Origin of the sequence: Streptomyces xanthophaeus (genome assembly GCF_030440515.1) — a bacterium.
Classification (GTDB): domain Bacteria; phylum Actinomycetota; class Actinomycetes; order Streptomycetales; family Streptomycetaceae; genus Streptomyces; species Streptomyces kutzneri.
The window spans coordinates 2,984,428-3,001,409 of sequence record NZ_CP076543.1 but is presented as its reverse complement, the minus strand read 5'-3'; the positions used below and the strand labels follow the sequence as shown (position 1 = coordinate 3,001,409).

The following is a 16,982-nucleotide window of genomic DNA, read 5'->3' as shown; positions in this document are numbered from 1 at the left end:
CACCATGTGCTGAATGAGTGAGGAGCTGCCCGCGTACGCGGAGCGCGTACTGGAGGTGGCCGAGCGTATTCCGCCCGGCCGGGTGATGACGTACGGGGACGTCGCCGAGTGGCTCGGCCAGGGAGGACCGCGCCAGGTCGGGCGTGTCATGGCCCTGTACGGGGGAGCCGTGCCCTGGTGGCGCGTGGTGCGGGCGGACGGCCTGCCGCTGCCCGGCCACGAGGTGCGCGCCCTGGAGCACTACCGGACCGAGGCCACCCCGCTGCGCCTGACGGCGGGCGGCGAGCCGCGGCTGGACATGCGCCGGGCGCGCTGGGACGGGTCCCCCGGACAGGACGGCACACGCGACGAGGCTCACACCTGACAGCTTCGGCCATGCGCGGCCCGGACGGGCGATCGGGCGACGGCCCGAACGCCCGTCCGGGGTACCCGGGGGGACTGCGCGGCGTCGGCCGGTTGCCGTAGCGTTGCCTCTTCGGCTTCCGCGGCGGCTTCCGCGCGAGCCGTCACGGCAACACCGCCACACTCCGCAGACCCACCAGGACCGGCACCCCACGTGATCACCTCTTCCTCCGACCGCACCGAACGGCGGCGTACGCGGACCCCCGACGCGTACCGCCTCGTGCGCACCGGGCCGGAACGGGTGGATCCCCCTGTGCTGGACGCAGCGCAGCGGTCGGTGGTTGACCACACCGGCGGACCACTGCTGGTCCTCGCCGGACCGGGCACCGGGAAGACGACGACGCTGGTCGAAGCGGTCACCGCCCGGGTGGAAGCGGGCACCGACCCCGCCCGGATCCTCATCCTCACCTTCAGCCGCAAGGCGGCGGTGGAGCTGCGCGACCGGGCCGCCCTGCGCCTCGGCGGCGCCCGCGCTCCGCAGGCCACCACCTTCCACTCCTTCTGCTACGGACTCGTCCGCGCCCACCAGGACACCGACCTCTTCGCCGACCCGCTGCGGCTGCTGTCCGGCCCCGAGCAGGACGTGATGGTCCGCACCCTCCTGGAGGGCCAGCGCCGGATCCGCTCCATCCGCTGGCCGGACGACCTGCGGGCCGCGCTGACCACGCGCGGTTTCGCCGACGAGGTGCGGGCGGTGCTCGCCCGCGCCCGCGAACTGGGCCTCGGCCCGCAGGCCCTCTCCTCGTTCGCCGACCGCATCGGCCGCCCGGACTGGAAGGCGGCGGCGGCCTTCCTCTCCGAGTACCTCGACGTCCTCGACCTGCAGGGCACGCTGGACTACGCGGAGCTCCTGCACCGGGCGGTGCTCCTCGCGGAACGCACGCCGTCCCTCGCCACCGCCTACGACGTGATCTTCGTCGACGAGTACCAGGACACGGACGCCTCGCAGCTGCGGCTGCTGCGCGCCCTGACCGGCCCGGGCGGCACGCTGGTCGCCTTCGGCGATCCCGACCAGTCGATCTACGCCTTCCGCGGCGCCGACATCAACAACGTCCTGGACTTCGAGTCGGCCTTCCCCGGCGCGCGGGTCAAGGCCCTCACGGTCGGCCGCCGCTCCGGCGCGGCCCTGCTGGCGGCCACCCGGCTGCTCACCACCCGGATGCCGGTCCCGCGACTGCCGGCCGAGGCGGTCCGCGCCCACCGGAATCTCGCGCCGGTGCGGGAGGGCGGGCGGGTGGAGGTCTTCACGTACCCGACGGCGGGTGCCGAGCTGGACAACATCGCCGACATCCTGCGGCGGGCCCACCTGGAGGACGGGGTGCCCTGGCAGGACATGGCCGTCCTGGTCCGCGCGGGCGGCCGCACCCTCCCGGCGATGCGCCGCGCCCTGATCTCGGCGGGAGTCCCGGTCGAGACGGACGGCGCGGACACCCCCCTGCGCCACGAACCGGCGGTCTCCCCCCTCCTGACGGCCCTCCGCGTCTCGGCCACCGCCGCCGAACCGGGCGCGGACCTTACGGGCGCAGCCCCCGAAGCCGTCGAGCCCGCCCCGGAGCACAGCCCCGAAGCCCCTACCGGCTCCGCCGACGCGTCGCGGGACCGTGCTGACGCGGTCGAGCCCGGAGCGGCCCCCGGGCCGCACGCCGACTCCGTCGGCGGCCCGACGGCGCCCGACGCCGTGGGCGAGCCGGGCCCGGGGCGACGCCCCCGGGCCGACACCGGCTCCGCCGACGCATCGCCGTCCGCCGAGCCCGGTCCCCAGAACCAGGCCGCCCCGGCCTCCGCCGACCAGGCCTCTGCCGATCCGGCTTCCGCCGACCCGGCCTTTGGCGAGCCGGCCTCTGCCGACCAGGCGTCTGCCGATTCGGCCTCTGCCGCCCCGGCTTCCGCCGCCCCGGCCTCTGCCGACCAGGCCTTTGGCGATCCGGCTTCTGCCGATCCGGCCTCTGGCGAGCCGGCCTCTGCCGATCCGGCTTCTGCCGATCCGGCCTCCGCCGCCCCGGCTTCCGCCGATCCGGCCTCCGCCGCCCCGGCCTCTGCCGATTCGGCGTCTGCCGATCCGGCTTCCGCCGACCCGGCCCCGGGCGAGCTGGCCTCTGCCGATCCGGCTTCCGCCGACCCGGCCCCGGGCAAGCCGGCCCCAGGCGAGCCGGCTTCCGCCGATCCGGCCCTTGCCGAGCCGGCCCCGGGCGACCCGCAGGGACAGGCCGAGCCGGGACCTGGCGACCACGCCGGAGGCGGGTTCCCGGGCGGGATCGCTCGCAGTGTCGGGGCGGGTGGGCGGGACACCTTCCCCGCCGGAGGCGAGCCCGACGCCGTCGCAGCGGGCCCGGGACCGGACCCCGCGGACCCCGCAGGAGGCGAACCCGACGCCGTCGAGCCCGGCCCTGTGGCGGCCCCCGGGGGCTTCGTCGACCCCGCCGGAGGCGGCGCGGCCGGAGGCGTCACCGTCGAGGCCGCCCTCACCCTGCTCGCCTCCCCCCTCGGCGGGATGGACGCCGCCGACCTGCGGCGCCTCGGCCGCGCCCTGCGTGACGAGGAGCGCGCCGCAGGCGTCAAGGTGCCCGCGCCCTCCGACGTACTGCTCGCCCGCGCCCTCGCCGAGCCCGAGCGGCTCACCGCGCACGACCCCGCCTACGCCCGCGGCGCGCAACGCCTCGGCCTGCTCCTGCGCAAGGCCCGTGAGCTGCTCCAGGGCGGCGGCACCGCCGAGGAGGCCCTCTGGGTCCTCTGGGACGGCACCCCCTGGCCCGACCGGCTGGAACGCCAGGCCCGCCGCGGTGGCACGGCCGGCCGCAACGCCGACCGCGACCTCGACGCGGTCTGCGCCCTCTTCGACACCGCCGCCCGCGCCGAGGAACGCACCGGCGGCCGCGGCGCGCTCAACTTCCTCGAACAACTGGAGGCGGAGGACATCGCCGCCGACACGCTGACGGCCCGCGCCACCCGCTCCGACGCCGTCCGGCTGATGACGGCCCACCGCTCCAAGGGCCTGGAGTGGTCCCTCGTCGTCGTCGCCGGCGTCCAGGAGGGCCTGTGGCCCGACCTCCGCCGCCGCGGCTCCCTCCTGGAGGCCGACCGCATCGGCCGCGACGGCCTCGCCGAGCCCCTCACCCCCGGCGCCCTGCTCGCCGAGGAGCGCCGGCTCTTCTACGTCGCCGCCACCCGCGCCCGGGACCGCCTGGTCGTCACCGCCGTCAAGGCCCCCGCCGACGACGGTGACCAGCCCTCCCGCTTCCTCACCGAGCTCGGCGTCCCCCCGCGCGACGTCACCGGCCGCCCCCGCCGCCCCCTCGCCGTCGCCGCGCTCGTCGCCGAGCTGCGCGCCACCACCGTCGACCCCGACGCCTCGCCCGCCCTGCGCGACGCGGCCGCCCGCCGCCTCGCCCGCCTCGCCGCGCTCACCGACGACGAGGACCGCCCCCTGGTCCCCGCCGCACACCCGCAGCGCTGGTGGGGCCTGTACGAGCCCACCCGCAGCAGCGTCCCCCTTCGCGACCGGGACCGGCCCGTCGCCCTGTCCGGCAGCGCCCTGGAACAGCTCGCCAACACCTGCTCCCTCCAGTGGTTCCTCGGCCGCGAGGTCAAGGCCGACACCCCCTCCACCGCAGCCCAGGGCTTCGGCAACGTCGTCCACGTCCTCGCCGACGAGGTCGCCTCCGGCCGTACCCCCGCCGACCTGGCCGTCCTCATGGAACGCCTCGACTCGGTGTGGGACGCCCTCGCCTTCGACGCCCCCTGGAAGTCCCGCCAGGAGAAGGACAACGCCCGCGCCGCGCTGGAGCGCTTCCTGCGCTGGCACACCACCGACCGCGGCGGCCGCGAGGCCGTGGCCACGGAGCACGAGTTCGACGTCACACTCGAAGCCGGTGAGGTCGCCGTCCGCATCCGCGGTTCCATGGACCGGGTCGAATCGGACCCGCAGGGGCGTGCGTACGTCGTCGACTTCAAGACCGGCAAGTCCGCGCCCACCAAGGACGAGGTGGCCCGCCACCCCCAGCTCGCCGTCTACCAGCTCGCCGTGCGCGAAGGAGCCGTCGACGAGGTCTTCGACGGCCTGCGCCCCGAGCCCGGCGGTGCCGAGCTCGTCCAGCTCCGCCAGGGCGCCGCGATCCGCGAGGGCGGCGACGCGGTGCCCAAGGTGCAGGCCCAGCAGCCGCTCGACGGGGAGTGGGTCGGCGACCTGCTGGCCACCGCCGCGGGCCGGGTCCTGGACGAGCGGTTCGCACCCGCCGCGGGCCGCCACTGCGACCACTGCTCCTTCCGCAGCTCGTGCAGCGCCCGCCCGGAGGGCCGCCAGACCGTCGAGTGAGCCCGGCGGCAGACGGCCGACCGCCGGTGCCCGACGCTCGGCGGTCAGGGCTGTCGGTGGGGGCGGCTAGCCTTTTTACGTGCCCGCGCGTCCGCCCGCCCTCTCCGACCCCGAGCAGCTCAAGGAGCTCCTCGGGATCCCTTTCACGCCCGAGCAGATGGCCTGTGTCACCGCCCCGCCCGCCCCGCAGGTCGTCGTCGCGGGCGCCGGCTCCGGCAAGACCACCGTCATGGCCGCCCGCGTCGTGTGGCTCGTCGGAACGGGTGCGGTCGCGCCCGAGCAGGTGCTCGGGCTGACCTTCACCAACAAGGCCGCCGGTGAACTGTCCGAGCGCGTACGCAAGGCCCTCGCGCGGGCCGGCATCACCGACCCGGACCCCTCCCCGGCCGACGCGGACGCGGCCGGCGGCGAGCCCCGCATCTCCACCTACCACGCCTTCGCCGGACAGCTCCTGAAGGACCACGGCCTGCGCATCGGCCTGGAGCCCAGCTCCCGGCTGCTCGCCGACGCCACCCGCTTCCAGCTCGCCGCGAAAGTGCTGCGCGAGGCCCCAGGCCCGTACCCCTCGCTCACCAAATCGGTCCCCGACCTGGTCGGAGACCTCCTCGCGCTCGACGGGGAACTCTCCGAGCACCTGGTCGAGCCCGAGCGGCTGCGCCTGTACGACACCGACCTGCTGGATGCGCTCGCCGGCACCAAGCTCACCAACGAGGACCTCCGCAAGGTCCCGGAGGCCGTGCGCGGCCGCCTCGAACTGCTGGAACTGGTCGTCCGCTACCGCGCCGCCAAACGCTCCCGCGACCTCTTCGACTTCAGCGACCAGATAGCCCTCTCCGCCCAGCTCGCCACGACCCGCCCCGAGGTGGGGGCGCTGCTGCGCGAGGAGTTCCGGGTGGTCCTGCTCGACGAGTACCAGGACACCTCCGTCGCACAGCGGCTGCTGCTGTCCGGCCTCTTCGGCGCGGGCTCCGGCCACGCGGTGACCGCGGTCGGCGACCCCTGCCAGGCCATCTACGGCTGGCGCGGGGCCTCCGTCGCCAACCTCGACGACTTCCCGGAGCACTTCCCGCACGCCGACGGAAGCCCCGCCACCCGGCTGTCCCTCAGCGAGAACCGGCGCAGCGGCGGCCGCCTGCTGGACCTCGCCAACGGACTGGCCGCCCCGCTGCGCGCCATGCACGAGGGCGTGGAGGCGCTGCGCCCGGCGCCGGGGGCGGAGGCCGCCGGGCAGGTCCGCTGCGCCCTGCTGGAGACCCACGCGCAGGAGCTCGACTGGCTCGCCGACTCCGTCGCCCACCTGGTCCGCACCGGGACGGAGCCCCGCGAGATCGCCGTACTGTGCCGCTCTGCCGGGGACTTCGCGCAGATCCAGGCCGTGCTGGTGGACCGGGACGTGCCCGTCGAGGTCGTCGGCCTCTCCGGGCTGCTGCACCTGCCCGAGGTCGCCGACCTCGTCGCCGTCTGCGAGGTCCTCCAGGACCCCGGCGCCAACGCCTCCCTGGTCCGGCTCCTGATCGGCCCGCGCTGGCGGATCGGCGCACGCGACCTGGCCCTGCTGGGCCGCCGGGCGCGGCTGCTGGTGAGCCGGGCGCCCGCCGGGTCCGACCCGGACGAACGGCTCGCGGCGGCCGTGGAGGGCGTGGACCCGGCGGAGATCGTCTCGCTGGCCGACGCCCTGGAGACCTTCCTCGACGGCGCCGGACAGGCCCCGGACGACCTCCCCTTCTCGGCGGAGGCCCGGATCCGCTTCGCGCACCTCGCCCAGGAACTGCGCGACCTGCGGCGCTCCCTCGCCGACCCGCTGATGGACGTCCTGCACCGGGTGCTGACCGCCACCGGCCTGGAGGTGGAGCTGTCGGCCTCCCCGCACGCGCTGGCGGCCCGCCGCCGCGAGACCCTGTCGAACTTCATGGACGTGGCGGCCGGTTTCGCCGCCCTGGACGGCGAGGCCACGCTGCTGGCCTTCCTGGCGTTCCTGCGCACGGCCGCCCAGTACGAGAAGGGCCTGGACCACGCGCTGCCCGGCGGCGAGAACACGGTCAAGGTGCTCACCGCCCACAAGTCCAAGGGGCTGGAGTGGGACGTGGTGGTGGTCCCGGACCTGTGCGCCGGCGCCTTCCCGAAGGAGAAGCCGCCGGAGGCCTGGACCTCGTACGCGAAGGTGCTCCCGTACGCGCTGCGCGGCGACGCCCCCACCCTGCCCGGGGACCCGGCCTGGACCTCGGCGGGTCTGAAGGCCTTCAAGACCGCGCTCAAGGACCACAAGTCGGTGGAGGAGCTCCGCCTCGGCTACGTGACCTTCACCCGGCCGCGCTCCCTGCTGCTGGCCTCGGGCCACTGGTGGGGCCCGAGCCAGAAGAGGCGCCGCGGCCCGTCACCGTTCCTGGAAGCCCTGTACGAGCACTGCGCGGCCGGCTTCGGCGAGATCGAGGCATGGGCGGACGAGCCCGACCCCACCGCCGAGAACCCGGCGCTGTCCGGCGAATCCGCCCCGGACCACTCCTGGCCCCTCCCGCTCGACCCGTACTCCCTCACCCTGCGCCGCGCGGCCGCCGCCCTGGTGGAGTCCTACCTCGCGGCCCCGCCCCCGGAGGAGGACGCGTACCTCTGGCCCCCGGACTGCGAAGAGCCGTGGACGGACGAAGACCCCTGGGAACCGGACCCCGCCGACGGCACCTGGCCCCCGGCCCCCCCGGCCGACGGCGCCGGTACGCCTCCGGCGACGACGGAGCCCGGAGCCCCGGCCCGGCCCGGCGACGCTCTGCTGCCGCAGACGCCCGCGCAGCGCCCGGCCGAGGCGGCCGGCACCGCCGAGCCGGACTTCGACGATCCCTGGGCAGCCGAGCCCTGGCCCGTCCCCCGGCCGGAGGACGGCGCGGCCGCGCCGGCTCGCCACGGGGTCCGGGGCAGCGCCCCGGTTCCGGTAAGGGGTGGGGTGGGGGACGAATCCGCCCCTACCGTCGCCGCCGAGCCGCCCGACGACCCCTGGGCGGGCGAAGCCTGGGCAGCCCCGGGAACCCGGCGCCCCGCCGGGCCGGACTTCGACGACCCCTGGGCGGCCGAGGTCCGGGCCGAGGCCCTGCCCGGGGGCGACGTCGCCGCGCGGGCTCCCCACGGGGTCCGGGGCAGCGCCCCGGTTTCGGGAAGGGGCGGGGTGGGGGACGAACCCGCGCCGGCCACCCCCGCCGCGCCGGACGAGGATCTCTGGGCGGCCGAGGCGGCCCCGCCCGCGGTACGTCCCGTTGCCGGAAGGCGGCCCGGCACGGCAGTGCCCGCCGCCCCCGCCGACCCCACCCACCCCGTCGACCCCGCCGGGAGGCACGGCGGCGACCTCGTTCCCGAAGAGGCCCGCGCCGTCGCCTCCTGGGACCGCGATCTCGACGCCCTGGAGGGCGAGCTCCGCCGTGCCCGCGCAGCCGTCCGTGACGTCGAGCTGCCCTCCGCCCTGTCCGCCAGCCAGCTGCTCCGGCTCGCCGCCGACGAGCAGGGCTTCGTGCGCGACCTCGCCCGCCCCATGCCGCGGCCCCCCCAGCCCGCCGCCCGCCAGGGCACCCGGTTCCACGCCTGGGTCGAGTCCCGGTTCGACGAGCTGCCGCTGCCGTTCCTCGACGTCCTCGACCCGGTCGCCGACCTCCCCGGCGCCGGCTCCGACCAGGAGATCGCCGACGAGGCCGACCTCGACTCCCTCAAGGCCGCCTTCGAGCGCAGCCCGTACGCGGACCGGCCCCCCCACCGCATGGAGGCCCCGGTCCAGCTCACCCTCGCCGGCCGGGTCGTGCGCGGCCGGATCGACGCCGTCTACCGCAACCCGGACGGCTCGTACGAGATCGTCGACTGGAAGACCGGCCGCACCACCGAGGCCGACCCCCTCCAGCTCGCCGTCTACCGCGTGGCCTGGGCCGAGGCCACGAACACCCCGCTCGACCGGGTCTCCGCCGCCTTCCTGCACGTCCGCAGCGGCCGTGTGATCCGCCCCCGCAACCTCCCGGACCGGGCCCGCCTTGAGCGGATCCTCCAAGGCGGATCGGACCCGGACGGTGACCATCAGGCGGACAGCTAGGCTCGTGGGCATGAGCGACACCCCGCCGGACAGCGTCGTCCGCACGTACATCGACACCCACCGCGCCGCCTTCCTCGACGACCTCGCCGAGTGGCTCCGCATTCCCTCCGTCTCGGCCCAGCCCGAGCACGCGGGCGACGTACGCCGCAGCGCCGAATGGCTCGCGGCGAAGCTCAAGGAGACCGGCTTCCCGGTCGCCGAGGTGTGGGAGACCCCCGGCGCGCCCGCCGTCTTCGCGCACTGGCCGAGCGAGGACCCGCACGCCCCGACCGTCCTCGTGTACGGGCACCACGACGTGCAGCCCGCCGCCCTCGCCGACGGCTGGCACACCGACCCGTTCGAGCCGGTGGTCCAGGGCGGCCGCATGTACGCGCGCGGCGCCGCCGACGACAAGGGGCAGGTCTTCTTCCACACCCTCGGGGTACGGGCGCACCTGGCGGCCACCGGCGCCGCCGCTCCCGCCGTGCACCTCAAGCTCCTCATCGAGGGCGAGGAGGAGTCCGGCTCCCCGAACTTCCGCGCCCTCGTCGAGGCCCGCGCCGCCGAACTCGCCGCCGACGTCGTGATCGTCTCCGACACCGGCATGTGGTCCGAGACCACCCCCACCGTCTGCACCGGCATGCGCGGCGTCGCCGACTGCGAGATCGACTTCCACGGCCCGGACCAGGACATCCACTCCGGCGCCTTCGGCGGGGCCGTGCCCAATCCGGCCACCGTCGCCGCCCGCCTGGTCGCGGCCCTGCACGACGCCGACGGGCGGGTCACGATCCCCGGCTTCTACGACAACATCGCCGAGCTGACGGACGCGGAGCGCGCACTCATCGCCGAGCTGCCCTTCGACGAGTCCGAGTGGCTGCGTACGGCCAAGTCCCACGCGGCCGCGGGCGAGGCCGGGTACTCCACCCTGGAGCGCGTCTGGGCCCGCCCCACGGCCGAGGTCAACGGCATCGGCGGCGGCTACCAGGGACCCGGCGGCAAGACCATCGTGCCCGCCTCCGCCCACCTGAAGCTGTCGTTCCGCCTGGTGTCCGGGCAGGACCCGTACGAGGTCGAGGCGGCCGTCAGGGACTGGGTCGCGGCCGGCATCCCGGACGGGATCCGCCACTCCATCACCTTCGGCGCACCGACCCGCCCGTGCCTGACCCCGCTGGACCACCCGGCCCTGCAGTCGGTCGTCCGGGCCATGGGCCGTGCCTTCGGCGAGAAGATCCGCTTCACGCGGGAGGGCGGCTCCGGCCCCGCCGCGGACCTCCAGGACGTCCTGGACGCGCCCGTCCTCTTCCTCGGCATCTCGGTACCGTCCGACGGCTGGCACTCACCGAACGAGAAGGTCGAGCTGGACCTCCTGCTCAAGGGCGTCGAGACGACCGCGTACCTCTGGGGAGACCTGGCCGCCCACCACCGAACCACCGCCTGACACCCGACGCACACACCTGCCGTACCGAGCCTGCCTGTCCCACCACCGGGGGAGTTGGAAGTACCTGTGAGCACCCATACCGAGCGCCCTCTCGCCGAGCGCCCTCTTTCGCTCGCCGCGCCCAGCGGGATCGACCGCGCCGCGCACCACCGTCTCGACGAGGCGTGGCTGGCCGCGGCCTGGAGCCACCCGACGACGCGCGTCTTCGTCGTCTCCGGCGGCCAGGTCCTGATCGACGACACCCCCGACGGCGGTTCCGGCATCGTGATGACCCCGGCCTTCGAGGCCCCGGTCACCGAGACGCACCGCTACTTCCTGGGCACCGACGAGGACGGCGTACGGTACTTCGCGCTGCAGAAGGACGCGCTGCCCGGCCGCATGGACCAGTCGGCCCGTCCGGCCGGCCTGCGCGAGGCCGGACTGCTGCTGTCCCCGCGCGACGCCGGGCTGATGGTGCACGCGGTGGCGCTGGAGAACTGGCAGCGGATGCACCGCTTCTGCTCGCGCTGCGGCGAGCGCACGGTGGTCGCGGCCGCCGGGCACATCCGCCGCTGCCCGGGCTGCGGCGCCGAGCACTACCCGCGCACCGACCCGGCCGTGATCATGCTGGTCACGGACGAGCACGACCGTGCGCTGCTGGGCCGCCAGGTGCACTGGCCGGAGGGCCGCTTCTCCACGCTGGCGGGGTTCGTGGAGCCGGGCGAGTCCATAGAGCAGTCCGTCATCCGCGAGGTGTGGGAGGAGGCCGGCGTCCGGGTCGGCGAGGTCGAGTACGTGGCCAGCCAGCCCTGGCCCTTCCCGTACAGCCTGATGCTGGGCTTCACGGCCCGCGCCATCACCTCGGAGATCACGGTGGACGGCGAGGAGATCGAAGAGGCTCGCTGGTTCTCCCGCGAGGAACTGCGCGCGGCGTTCGCGTCGGGCGAGGTGCTGCCCCCGTCGGGCATCTCCATCGCCGCCCGGCTGGTCGAGCTCTGGTACGGCGAGCCGCTGCCGAAGGCGGCCGCGTAACCTTCGTCACTTCCAGGCCTCGTGACAGGCCTCATGGCAGGCCTCATGACAGCGGAGGGCCCCCGCCTCGGCGGGGGCCCTCCGCTGCGCTCCGGGCATGCCCGGTCCTCGCGTCCGGTCAGACGGCGAGGGCCTGCTTGACCTGGGCCAGGCTCGGGTTCGTCATGACGGACTCACTGCCCGCGGCGGACTTCACGAGCACGGTGGGAACCGTCTGGTTGCCGCCGTTGGCCTTCTCCACGAACGCGGCGGACTCCGGGTCGAGCTCGATGTTGATCTCGTTGTACGCGATGCCTTCCCGGTCCAGCTGGGTCTTCAGCCGACGGCAGTAGCCGCACCAGGTCGTGCTGTACATCGTGACGGTGCCCGTGTCCTGCATGCTGCGCTCTCCTTCGTGAGGGCTCGGTGGTCCGAGTACTCGAACGTACGGGACCCGGCGGCCATTCCCGTACGGTCGCCCCCGCGCACCCGGTGTGACTGATACGACTGATACGTGCTGCCTGTGGACAATTTTCCCGCCCGACTCACGAGACCTGGCAGCATGGCGGGGTGACAGCAGCAACGCACTCCTCATCGTTCCCGGGTGGCCCCGCCTCCGCCGAGTCGGCCGACGCGGTGCTCCTGGGGCTCGACCCGGAGCAGCGCGAGGTCGCGACGACCCTGCGCGGACCGGTGTGCGTGCTGGCGGGTGCCGGTACCGGCAAGACCCGCGCGATCACCCACCGCATCGCCTACGGCGTCCGGTCGGGGCAGCTCATGCCGGCCAGTGTGCTCGCCGTCACCTTCACCAACCGCGCCGCGGGCGAGATGCGCGGACGCCTGCGCACCCTGGGCGCGGGCGGGGTCCAGGCCCGCACCTTCCACTCCGCCGCACTGCGCCAGCTCCAGTACTTCTGGCCCAGGGCGGTCGGCGGCGAGGTGCCCCGGCTGCTGGAGCGCAAGATCCAGTTCGTCGCCGAGGCGGGCGCCCGCTGCCGCATCCGGCTCGACCGCAACGAGCTGCGCGACGTCACCGGCGAGATCGAATGGGCGAAGGTCACCCAGACCGTGCCCGCCGACTACCCGGTGGCCGCCCTCAAGTCGGGCCGCGAGGCCCCCCGGGACCTGGCCGAGATCGCCCAGATCTACGGGACGTACGAACAGCTCAAGCGCGACCGCGGCATGATCGACTTCGAGGACGTGCTGCTCCTGACCGTCGGCATCCTCCAGGACCGCCACGACATCGCCGAGCAGATCCGCACCCAGTACCAGCACTTCGTCGTCGACGAGTACCAGGACGTCAGCCCGCTCCAGCAGCGGCTGCTCGACCTGTGGCTCGGCGAGCGCGACAGCCTCTGTGTCGTCGGTGACGCCAGCCAGACCATCTACTCCTTCACCGGCGCCACCCCCGACCACCTGCTGAACTTCCGCACCCGCTACCCGCAGGCCACGGTGGTCAAGCTGGTCCGCGACTACCGCTCCACCCCCCAGGTGGTCCACCTGGCCAACGGGCTCCTGAACCAGGCCAAGGGCCGGGCCGCCGAGCACCGGCTGGAGCTGGTCTCGCAGCGCGAGAGCGGCCCCGACCCCGTCCACACCGAGTACGCGGACGAGCCCGCCGAGGCCGAGGGTGTCGCCCACCGGATCCGGGACCTGATCGCCGCGGGTGTGCCCGCGGGCGAGATCGCCGTGCTCTACCGCATCAACGCCCAGTCCGAGGTCTACGAGCAGGCCCTCGCCGACGCCGGGGTCCCCTACCAGCTGCGCGGAGCCGAGCGGTTCTTCGAGCGCCAGGAGGTCCAGAGGGCGATCCTCGCGCTGCGCGGAGCCGCCCGCTCCGGCGGGAACGACCCGCTGCTCGACGACGTCGTGGAACTGGGCTCCCAGGTCCGGGCGGTGCTCAGCTCCACCGGCTGGAGCACGGAGCCGCCCGCCGGCTCCGGCGCCGTGCGCGACCAGTGGGAATCGCTGGCCGCGCTGGTCCGGCTCGCCGAGGACTTCGCCCGCGCCCGCCCCGGGGCCACCCTGGCGGACCTCACGATCGAGCTGGACGAGCGCAAGGCCGCCCAGCACGCCCCGACCGTCCAGGGCGTCACCCTGGCCTCGCTGCACGCGGCGAAGGGCCTGGAGTGGGACGCCGTGTTCCTCGTCGGCCTCACCGACGGCATGATGCCGATCACCTATGCGAAGACCGACGAGCAGGTCGAGGAGGAACGGCGGCTGCTCTACGTCGGCGTCACCCGGGCCCGGATCCACCTGAGCCTGTCCTGGGCGGTCTCCCGCGCCCCCGGCGGCCGGGCCTCCAGGCGCCCCAGCCGCTTCCTGAACGGCCTGCGGCCGGGCTCCGCGGCCCGGGGCGCCGGAGCGGGCTCCGCGGCCGAGCGAGGGGTGCGCAAGCGCCCGCGCCGCGGTCCCGCGCTGTGCCGGGTCTGCGGCAAGACCCTGACCGAGGCCGGCGAGCTGAAGCTGATGCGCTGTGAGGACTGCCCGTCCGACATGGACGAAGGCCTCTACGAGCGGCTGCGGGAGTGGCGCGCGGCCCAGTCGAAGGAGCAAGGCCTGCCCGCCTACTGCGTCTTCACGGACAAGACTCTGATGGCCATCGCGGAGGCCGCGCCGTCCGAGGAGGGGGAGCTCTCGATGATCTCCGGAGTCGGCGGCCGTAAGCTTGATCGGTACGGAGCTGAGGTCCTGGCCATCTGCGCAGGTCAGGAGGTTGGGGCCGGGCATCCTGACGACGCGTAGAAACTCGTCGGAAAAATAGTTTGCACATGCCCAGCGAAGACCCATAGGTTCTTAGCAACGGAAACGGTGGCTTCTCCGAAGCCCAGGATCCGTGCTGTACTTATCCGAATACGTATGGGACAGGCCCCCGGGCCGGGTCCCCGAGACGCCGAGAGGAGGCGAGACCAGTGACCAGCTTCATGACCTTCACCAAAATGACCGATCGCTCGGTCGACGCTTCCTGCCTGCTCGGTTCCGTCTCCACCCTGGGTACCGGTGTGTCCGCGATTTCCGCCGACCGCCCCGCCCTGCTGGCGATCCTTCCGGTCAGCGAGCGCAATGAGCGACCGACCAAGGCATCGGTGGCAGTACTGGCAGCAGAAGCGCAGACGCATGGCGCCTATGGATTCGCTGCCGCAGCCGGTGCCGGATCCCAGAAGAAGCAGACGAAGCAGCAGCACCACCTGATGTGGGCCTTCCGCGGGCTCGAACCCTGGAGTGATCCAGCCTGATCGCATGATCAGGCCGGCGCCTTCAGGGCCGCGGAACCCCACCCGGGATCCGCGGCCCTTCTGTTTTGTCCCGAACAGGGACGACGCAGCGAAGGGGCCTCGGGACTGGCAGCCAGGTACCAGCCGAACCCGGCCGACCGGCCGGAACGACTAGCCGAACAAGACGAGGAAGAAACCACCGTGCAACTCGAAGCGCACGCCCCGTCCGTACCGCAGACCCAACTGATCCCCGCCCGCAGTCCCGGAGGACCACACCTTGACCCCGCTCACCGCGCTGACCGCGCTCGACGACGCCATCGAGAACCTCGGCGTACCCGTCCCCTGCCGTACCTTCGACCCCGAGGTCTTCTTCGCCGAGTCCCCGGCCGACGTCGAGTACGCCAAGTCCCTCTGCCGCACCTGCCCGCTGGTCGAGGCCTGCCTCGCCGGAGCGATCGAGCGCCGCGAGCCCTGGGGTGTCTGGGGTGGCGAGCTCTTCGTCCAGGGTGTCGTCGTCGCCCGCAAGCGTCCCCGTGGCCGTCCGCGCAAGAACCCGGTTGTCGCGGCATGACCGCCATCGGAACCATCGACCGCCCCCTGACGCACGACCCCTTGAAGCAGGCCCTCATGACCTCCTACACCACGAGCGAGCAGCCCCACGGCGCCGCCCACGCAGACTTCATCACCACCGGCGCGATCACCTCGCGTCAGAACAGGACCCGCGAAATGCAACTCATCCCAGAAGCCCTGGCTCGTGCCCATATGGACGAGCTCATGCGCGAGGTGGACGTCGAGCGCCACGCCGTGCGCCTGGTCACCGCCCGCCGCATGCAGCGGCGTGCCGAGCGCGTCTCCATGCGCGCCCGGCGTGCGCTGGCCATGGCCGTCATGCAGTAAGAGCTGACGGCAGCATCCCCGGGGGGACCGGTCCGCACGGACCGGTCCCCCCGGTGCGTTGCGCGGGCCTGTCCGCCCCCGGCGGGGATATCGTCTGGAGGTGGACCAGCCGACTCCCCACCCCGGCCCGTCGGGATCCGAGGCCCAGCCCGTCATCTGCGCGGGCTGTGGCGCCAAGGCCCCGGGCGAGATCCCACCCACCTGGACCTGCTCGGTGGAGAACGGGACCAGACAGTACTTCTGCGTCGACTGCGCGCGCGCCAACCTCCGGTCGATCGAGGGCAGGCTCGACTCGTCCTGGTGGTGACGCGCCTACGCGGTCACTCGGCGGGGGCGAACCCCGGCAGCCAGGTGTCCAGTTCGTCCCGCAGCCGCACCGTCGCGCCCAGCTGGCACAGCACCCCGATGGTGCTCAGCGTCACGCGGTGGATCAGCAGGTAGGACGGCGGCAGGTTGATCTGCCGGCCCAACTGGTGGGCGGGGGAGCGCGGATCGGCGATCCGCGCCGCCTGGCCGCGCAGCCACGGCCGGGTGAACGTGAACTCCTCGGCCTCGGCGGGCTCGATGATCGGCTTCAGGTAGTCCAGCACCGCGTCGGGATCGAGTTCGACGGACTCCCTCACGAACCCCTCGGCGCGCAGGTGCCCGTAGACCCCCTCGGCATCACCGTCCAGCGTCATCCGCAGCGACCTGCCGATGGGCTTGGGCCAGCCCCCGGGCAGCCGGTCGACCGTGCCGAAGTCCAGGACGCCCAGCCGCGTCCGGCCGTCCGCCCCCGGTATCAGCCGGAAGTTGCCCGGGTGAGGGTCCGCGTGCAGCAGGCCGGTGCGCGCCGGACCGGCGAACAGGAACCCGGCCAGCAGCTGTCCGGCGCGATCCCGTTCCTCCTGGGTCCCGTCGGCTATCACCTCCGACAGCGGGGTCCCTTCCATCCACTCGGTCACCAGCACCTGGTCGCCCTGGTGCACGACGTCCGGTACGACGACGTCCGGGTCGTCCACGAAGGCGTCCGCGTGCGTCCGCTGGGCCTCGGCCTCCAGTTCGTAGTCGAGCTCTTCCGCGACCCGGTCGCGCAACTCCTTGATCAGCGGCTTGATCTCCATGCCGGGGATCAGCGGCCCCAACAGGCCCGCGAACCGGCCCAGCTGCTTCAGGTCCGACAGCAGCGCCTCACCGGCCCCCGGGTACTGGACCTTCACGGCCACCTGTCGGCCGTCGTGCCATACCGCCCGGTGCACCTGCCCGATGGAGGCCGCCGCGGCCGGCTTGTCATCGAACTCCTCGAACAGCTCCCGCCAGTCGGCGCCGAGACGGTCCGTCAGCACCTGGTGCACCGTCGCCGCGGGCAGCGGCGGGGCCGCCTCCTGAAGCTTGGTCAGCGCGGCCCGGTAGGGCCCCGCGACCTCCTCGGGCAGGGCCGACTCGAAGACCGACAGGGCCTGCCCGAACTTCATGGCGCCGCCCTTCAGCTCCCCGAGGGTGCGGAACAACTGCTCGGCGGTGCGCTGCTGGAGCTCACGCGCCACGATCTCCGCGGACTTGCCCCCGATCCGCTTGCCCAGCCCCCACGTGGCCCGGCCCGCTATGCCGAGCGGCAGCGCGGCCAGCTTGACGGTACGGGTGACCGCCTTCCGGGGAAGATCAGACATAGCCCCTCCAAGTCCCAGACAGCTGCGCCGCGAACGGCGG

At 74.0% G+C, this 16,982-nt stretch carries 11 protein-coding genes and 1 pseudogene; 10 read left to right on the top strand and 2 right to left on the bottom strand.

Annotation, left to right across the window (positions count from 1 at the left end):
* The first annotated feature begins 13 nt into the window (after positions 1 to 13).
* The 5 genes from KO717_RS12765 to nudC all read left to right on the top strand — a co-directional run bounded on the left by KO717_RS12765 (position 14) and on the right by nudC (position 11,202).
* Positions 14 to 364 carry an MGMT family protein gene (locus KO717_RS12765; protein ID WP_301366603.1) on the top strand — a complete coding sequence of 117 codons (351 nt, stop codon included), beginning with the start codon at positions 14 to 16 and terminating at the stop codon, positions 362 to 364.
* A gap of 258 nt (positions 365 to 622) precedes the next feature.
* Positions 623 to 4,714 carry a UvrD-helicase domain-containing protein gene (locus tag KO717_RS12760; protein WP_437184636.1) on the top strand — a complete coding sequence of 1,364 codons (4,092 nt, stop codon included), beginning with the start codon at positions 623 to 625 and terminating at the stop codon, positions 4,712 to 4,714.
* A gap of 79 nt (positions 4,715 to 4,793) precedes the next feature.
* On the top strand, positions 4,794 to 8,774 hold the full coding sequence (locus tag KO717_RS12755) for a UvrD-helicase domain-containing protein (protein WP_301366600.1): 3,981 nt from the start codon (positions 4,794 to 4,796) through the stop codon (positions 8,772 to 8,774).
* A 10-nt stretch (positions 8,775 to 8,784) separates the two neighbouring features.
* The gene (locus KO717_RS12750; protein WP_301366599.1) at positions 8,785 to 10,191 is read left to right on the top strand and encodes a dipeptidase; all 1,407 of its coding nucleotides are present in this window, start codon (positions 8,785 to 8,787) and stop codon (positions 10,189 to 10,191) included.
* Positions 10,192 to 10,245: 54 nt separating this feature from the next.
* Positions 10,246 to 11,202: an NAD(+) diphosphatase gene (nudC, locus tag KO717_RS12745; RefSeq protein WP_301366598.1), complete on the top strand. Its 957-nt coding sequence runs from the start codon at positions 10,246 to 10,248 to the stop codon at positions 11,200 to 11,202.
* 118 nt (positions 11,203 to 11,320) lie between these two features.
* On the opposite strand, the gene KO717_RS12740 is transcribed toward nudC, so the two are convergent.
* Positions 11,321 to 11,581 carry a mycoredoxin gene (locus KO717_RS12740; RefSeq protein ID WP_030011087.1) on the bottom strand — a complete coding sequence of 87 codons (261 nt, stop codon included), beginning with the start codon at positions 11,579 to 11,581 and terminating at the stop codon, positions 11,321 to 11,323.
* 110 nt (positions 11,582 to 11,691) lie between these two features.
* On the opposite strand from KO717_RS12740, the gene KO717_RS12735 reads away from it, so the two are divergent.
* The 5 genes and pseudogenes from KO717_RS12735 (at position 11,692) to KO717_RS12715 (ending at position 15,600) form a co-directional block, all read left to right on the top strand.
* Positions 11,692 to 13,926, top strand: a complete 2,235-nt coding sequence (locus tag KO717_RS12735; RefSeq protein WP_437184635.1) for an ATP-dependent DNA helicase UvrD2 — start codon at positions 11,692 to 11,694, stop codon at positions 13,924 to 13,926.
* 179 nt (positions 13,927 to 14,105) lie between these two features.
* The gene (locus tag KO717_RS12730) at positions 14,106 to 14,417 is read left to right on the top strand and encodes a hypothetical protein (RefSeq protein WP_301374495.1); all 312 of its coding nucleotides are present in this window, start codon (positions 14,106 to 14,108) and stop codon (positions 14,415 to 14,417) included.
* Positions 14,418 to 14,597: 180 nt separating this feature from the next.
* Positions 14,598 to 14,967: pseudogene (locus tag KO717_RS12725) on the top strand (WhiB family transcriptional regulator).
* Positions 14,964 to 15,293 carry a hypothetical protein gene (locus KO717_RS12720; protein ID WP_301366593.1) on the top strand — a complete coding sequence of 110 codons (330 nt, stop codon included), beginning with the start codon at positions 14,964 to 14,966 and terminating at the stop codon, positions 15,291 to 15,293. The pseudogene KO717_RS12725 and the gene KO717_RS12720 overlap by 4 nt, the downstream one beginning before the upstream one ends.
* 100 nt (positions 15,294 to 15,393) lie before the next feature.
* Positions 15,394 to 15,600 carry a hypothetical protein gene (locus KO717_RS12715; RefSeq protein ID WP_301366591.1) on the top strand — a complete coding sequence of 69 codons (207 nt, stop codon included), beginning with the start codon at positions 15,394 to 15,396 and terminating at the stop codon, positions 15,598 to 15,600.
* Positions 15,601 to 15,613: 13 nt separating this feature from the next.
* Here the strand turns inward: KO717_RS12715 and KO717_RS12710 are convergent, their stop codons facing one another.
* Positions 15,614 to 16,942 (bottom strand): ABC1 kinase family protein, encoded by a 1,329-nt coding sequence (locus KO717_RS12710; protein WP_301366589.1) that lies wholly within the window; start codon positions 16,940 to 16,942, stop codon positions 15,614 to 15,616.
* Between the last annotated feature and the right edge of the window lie 40 nt (positions 16,943 to 16,982).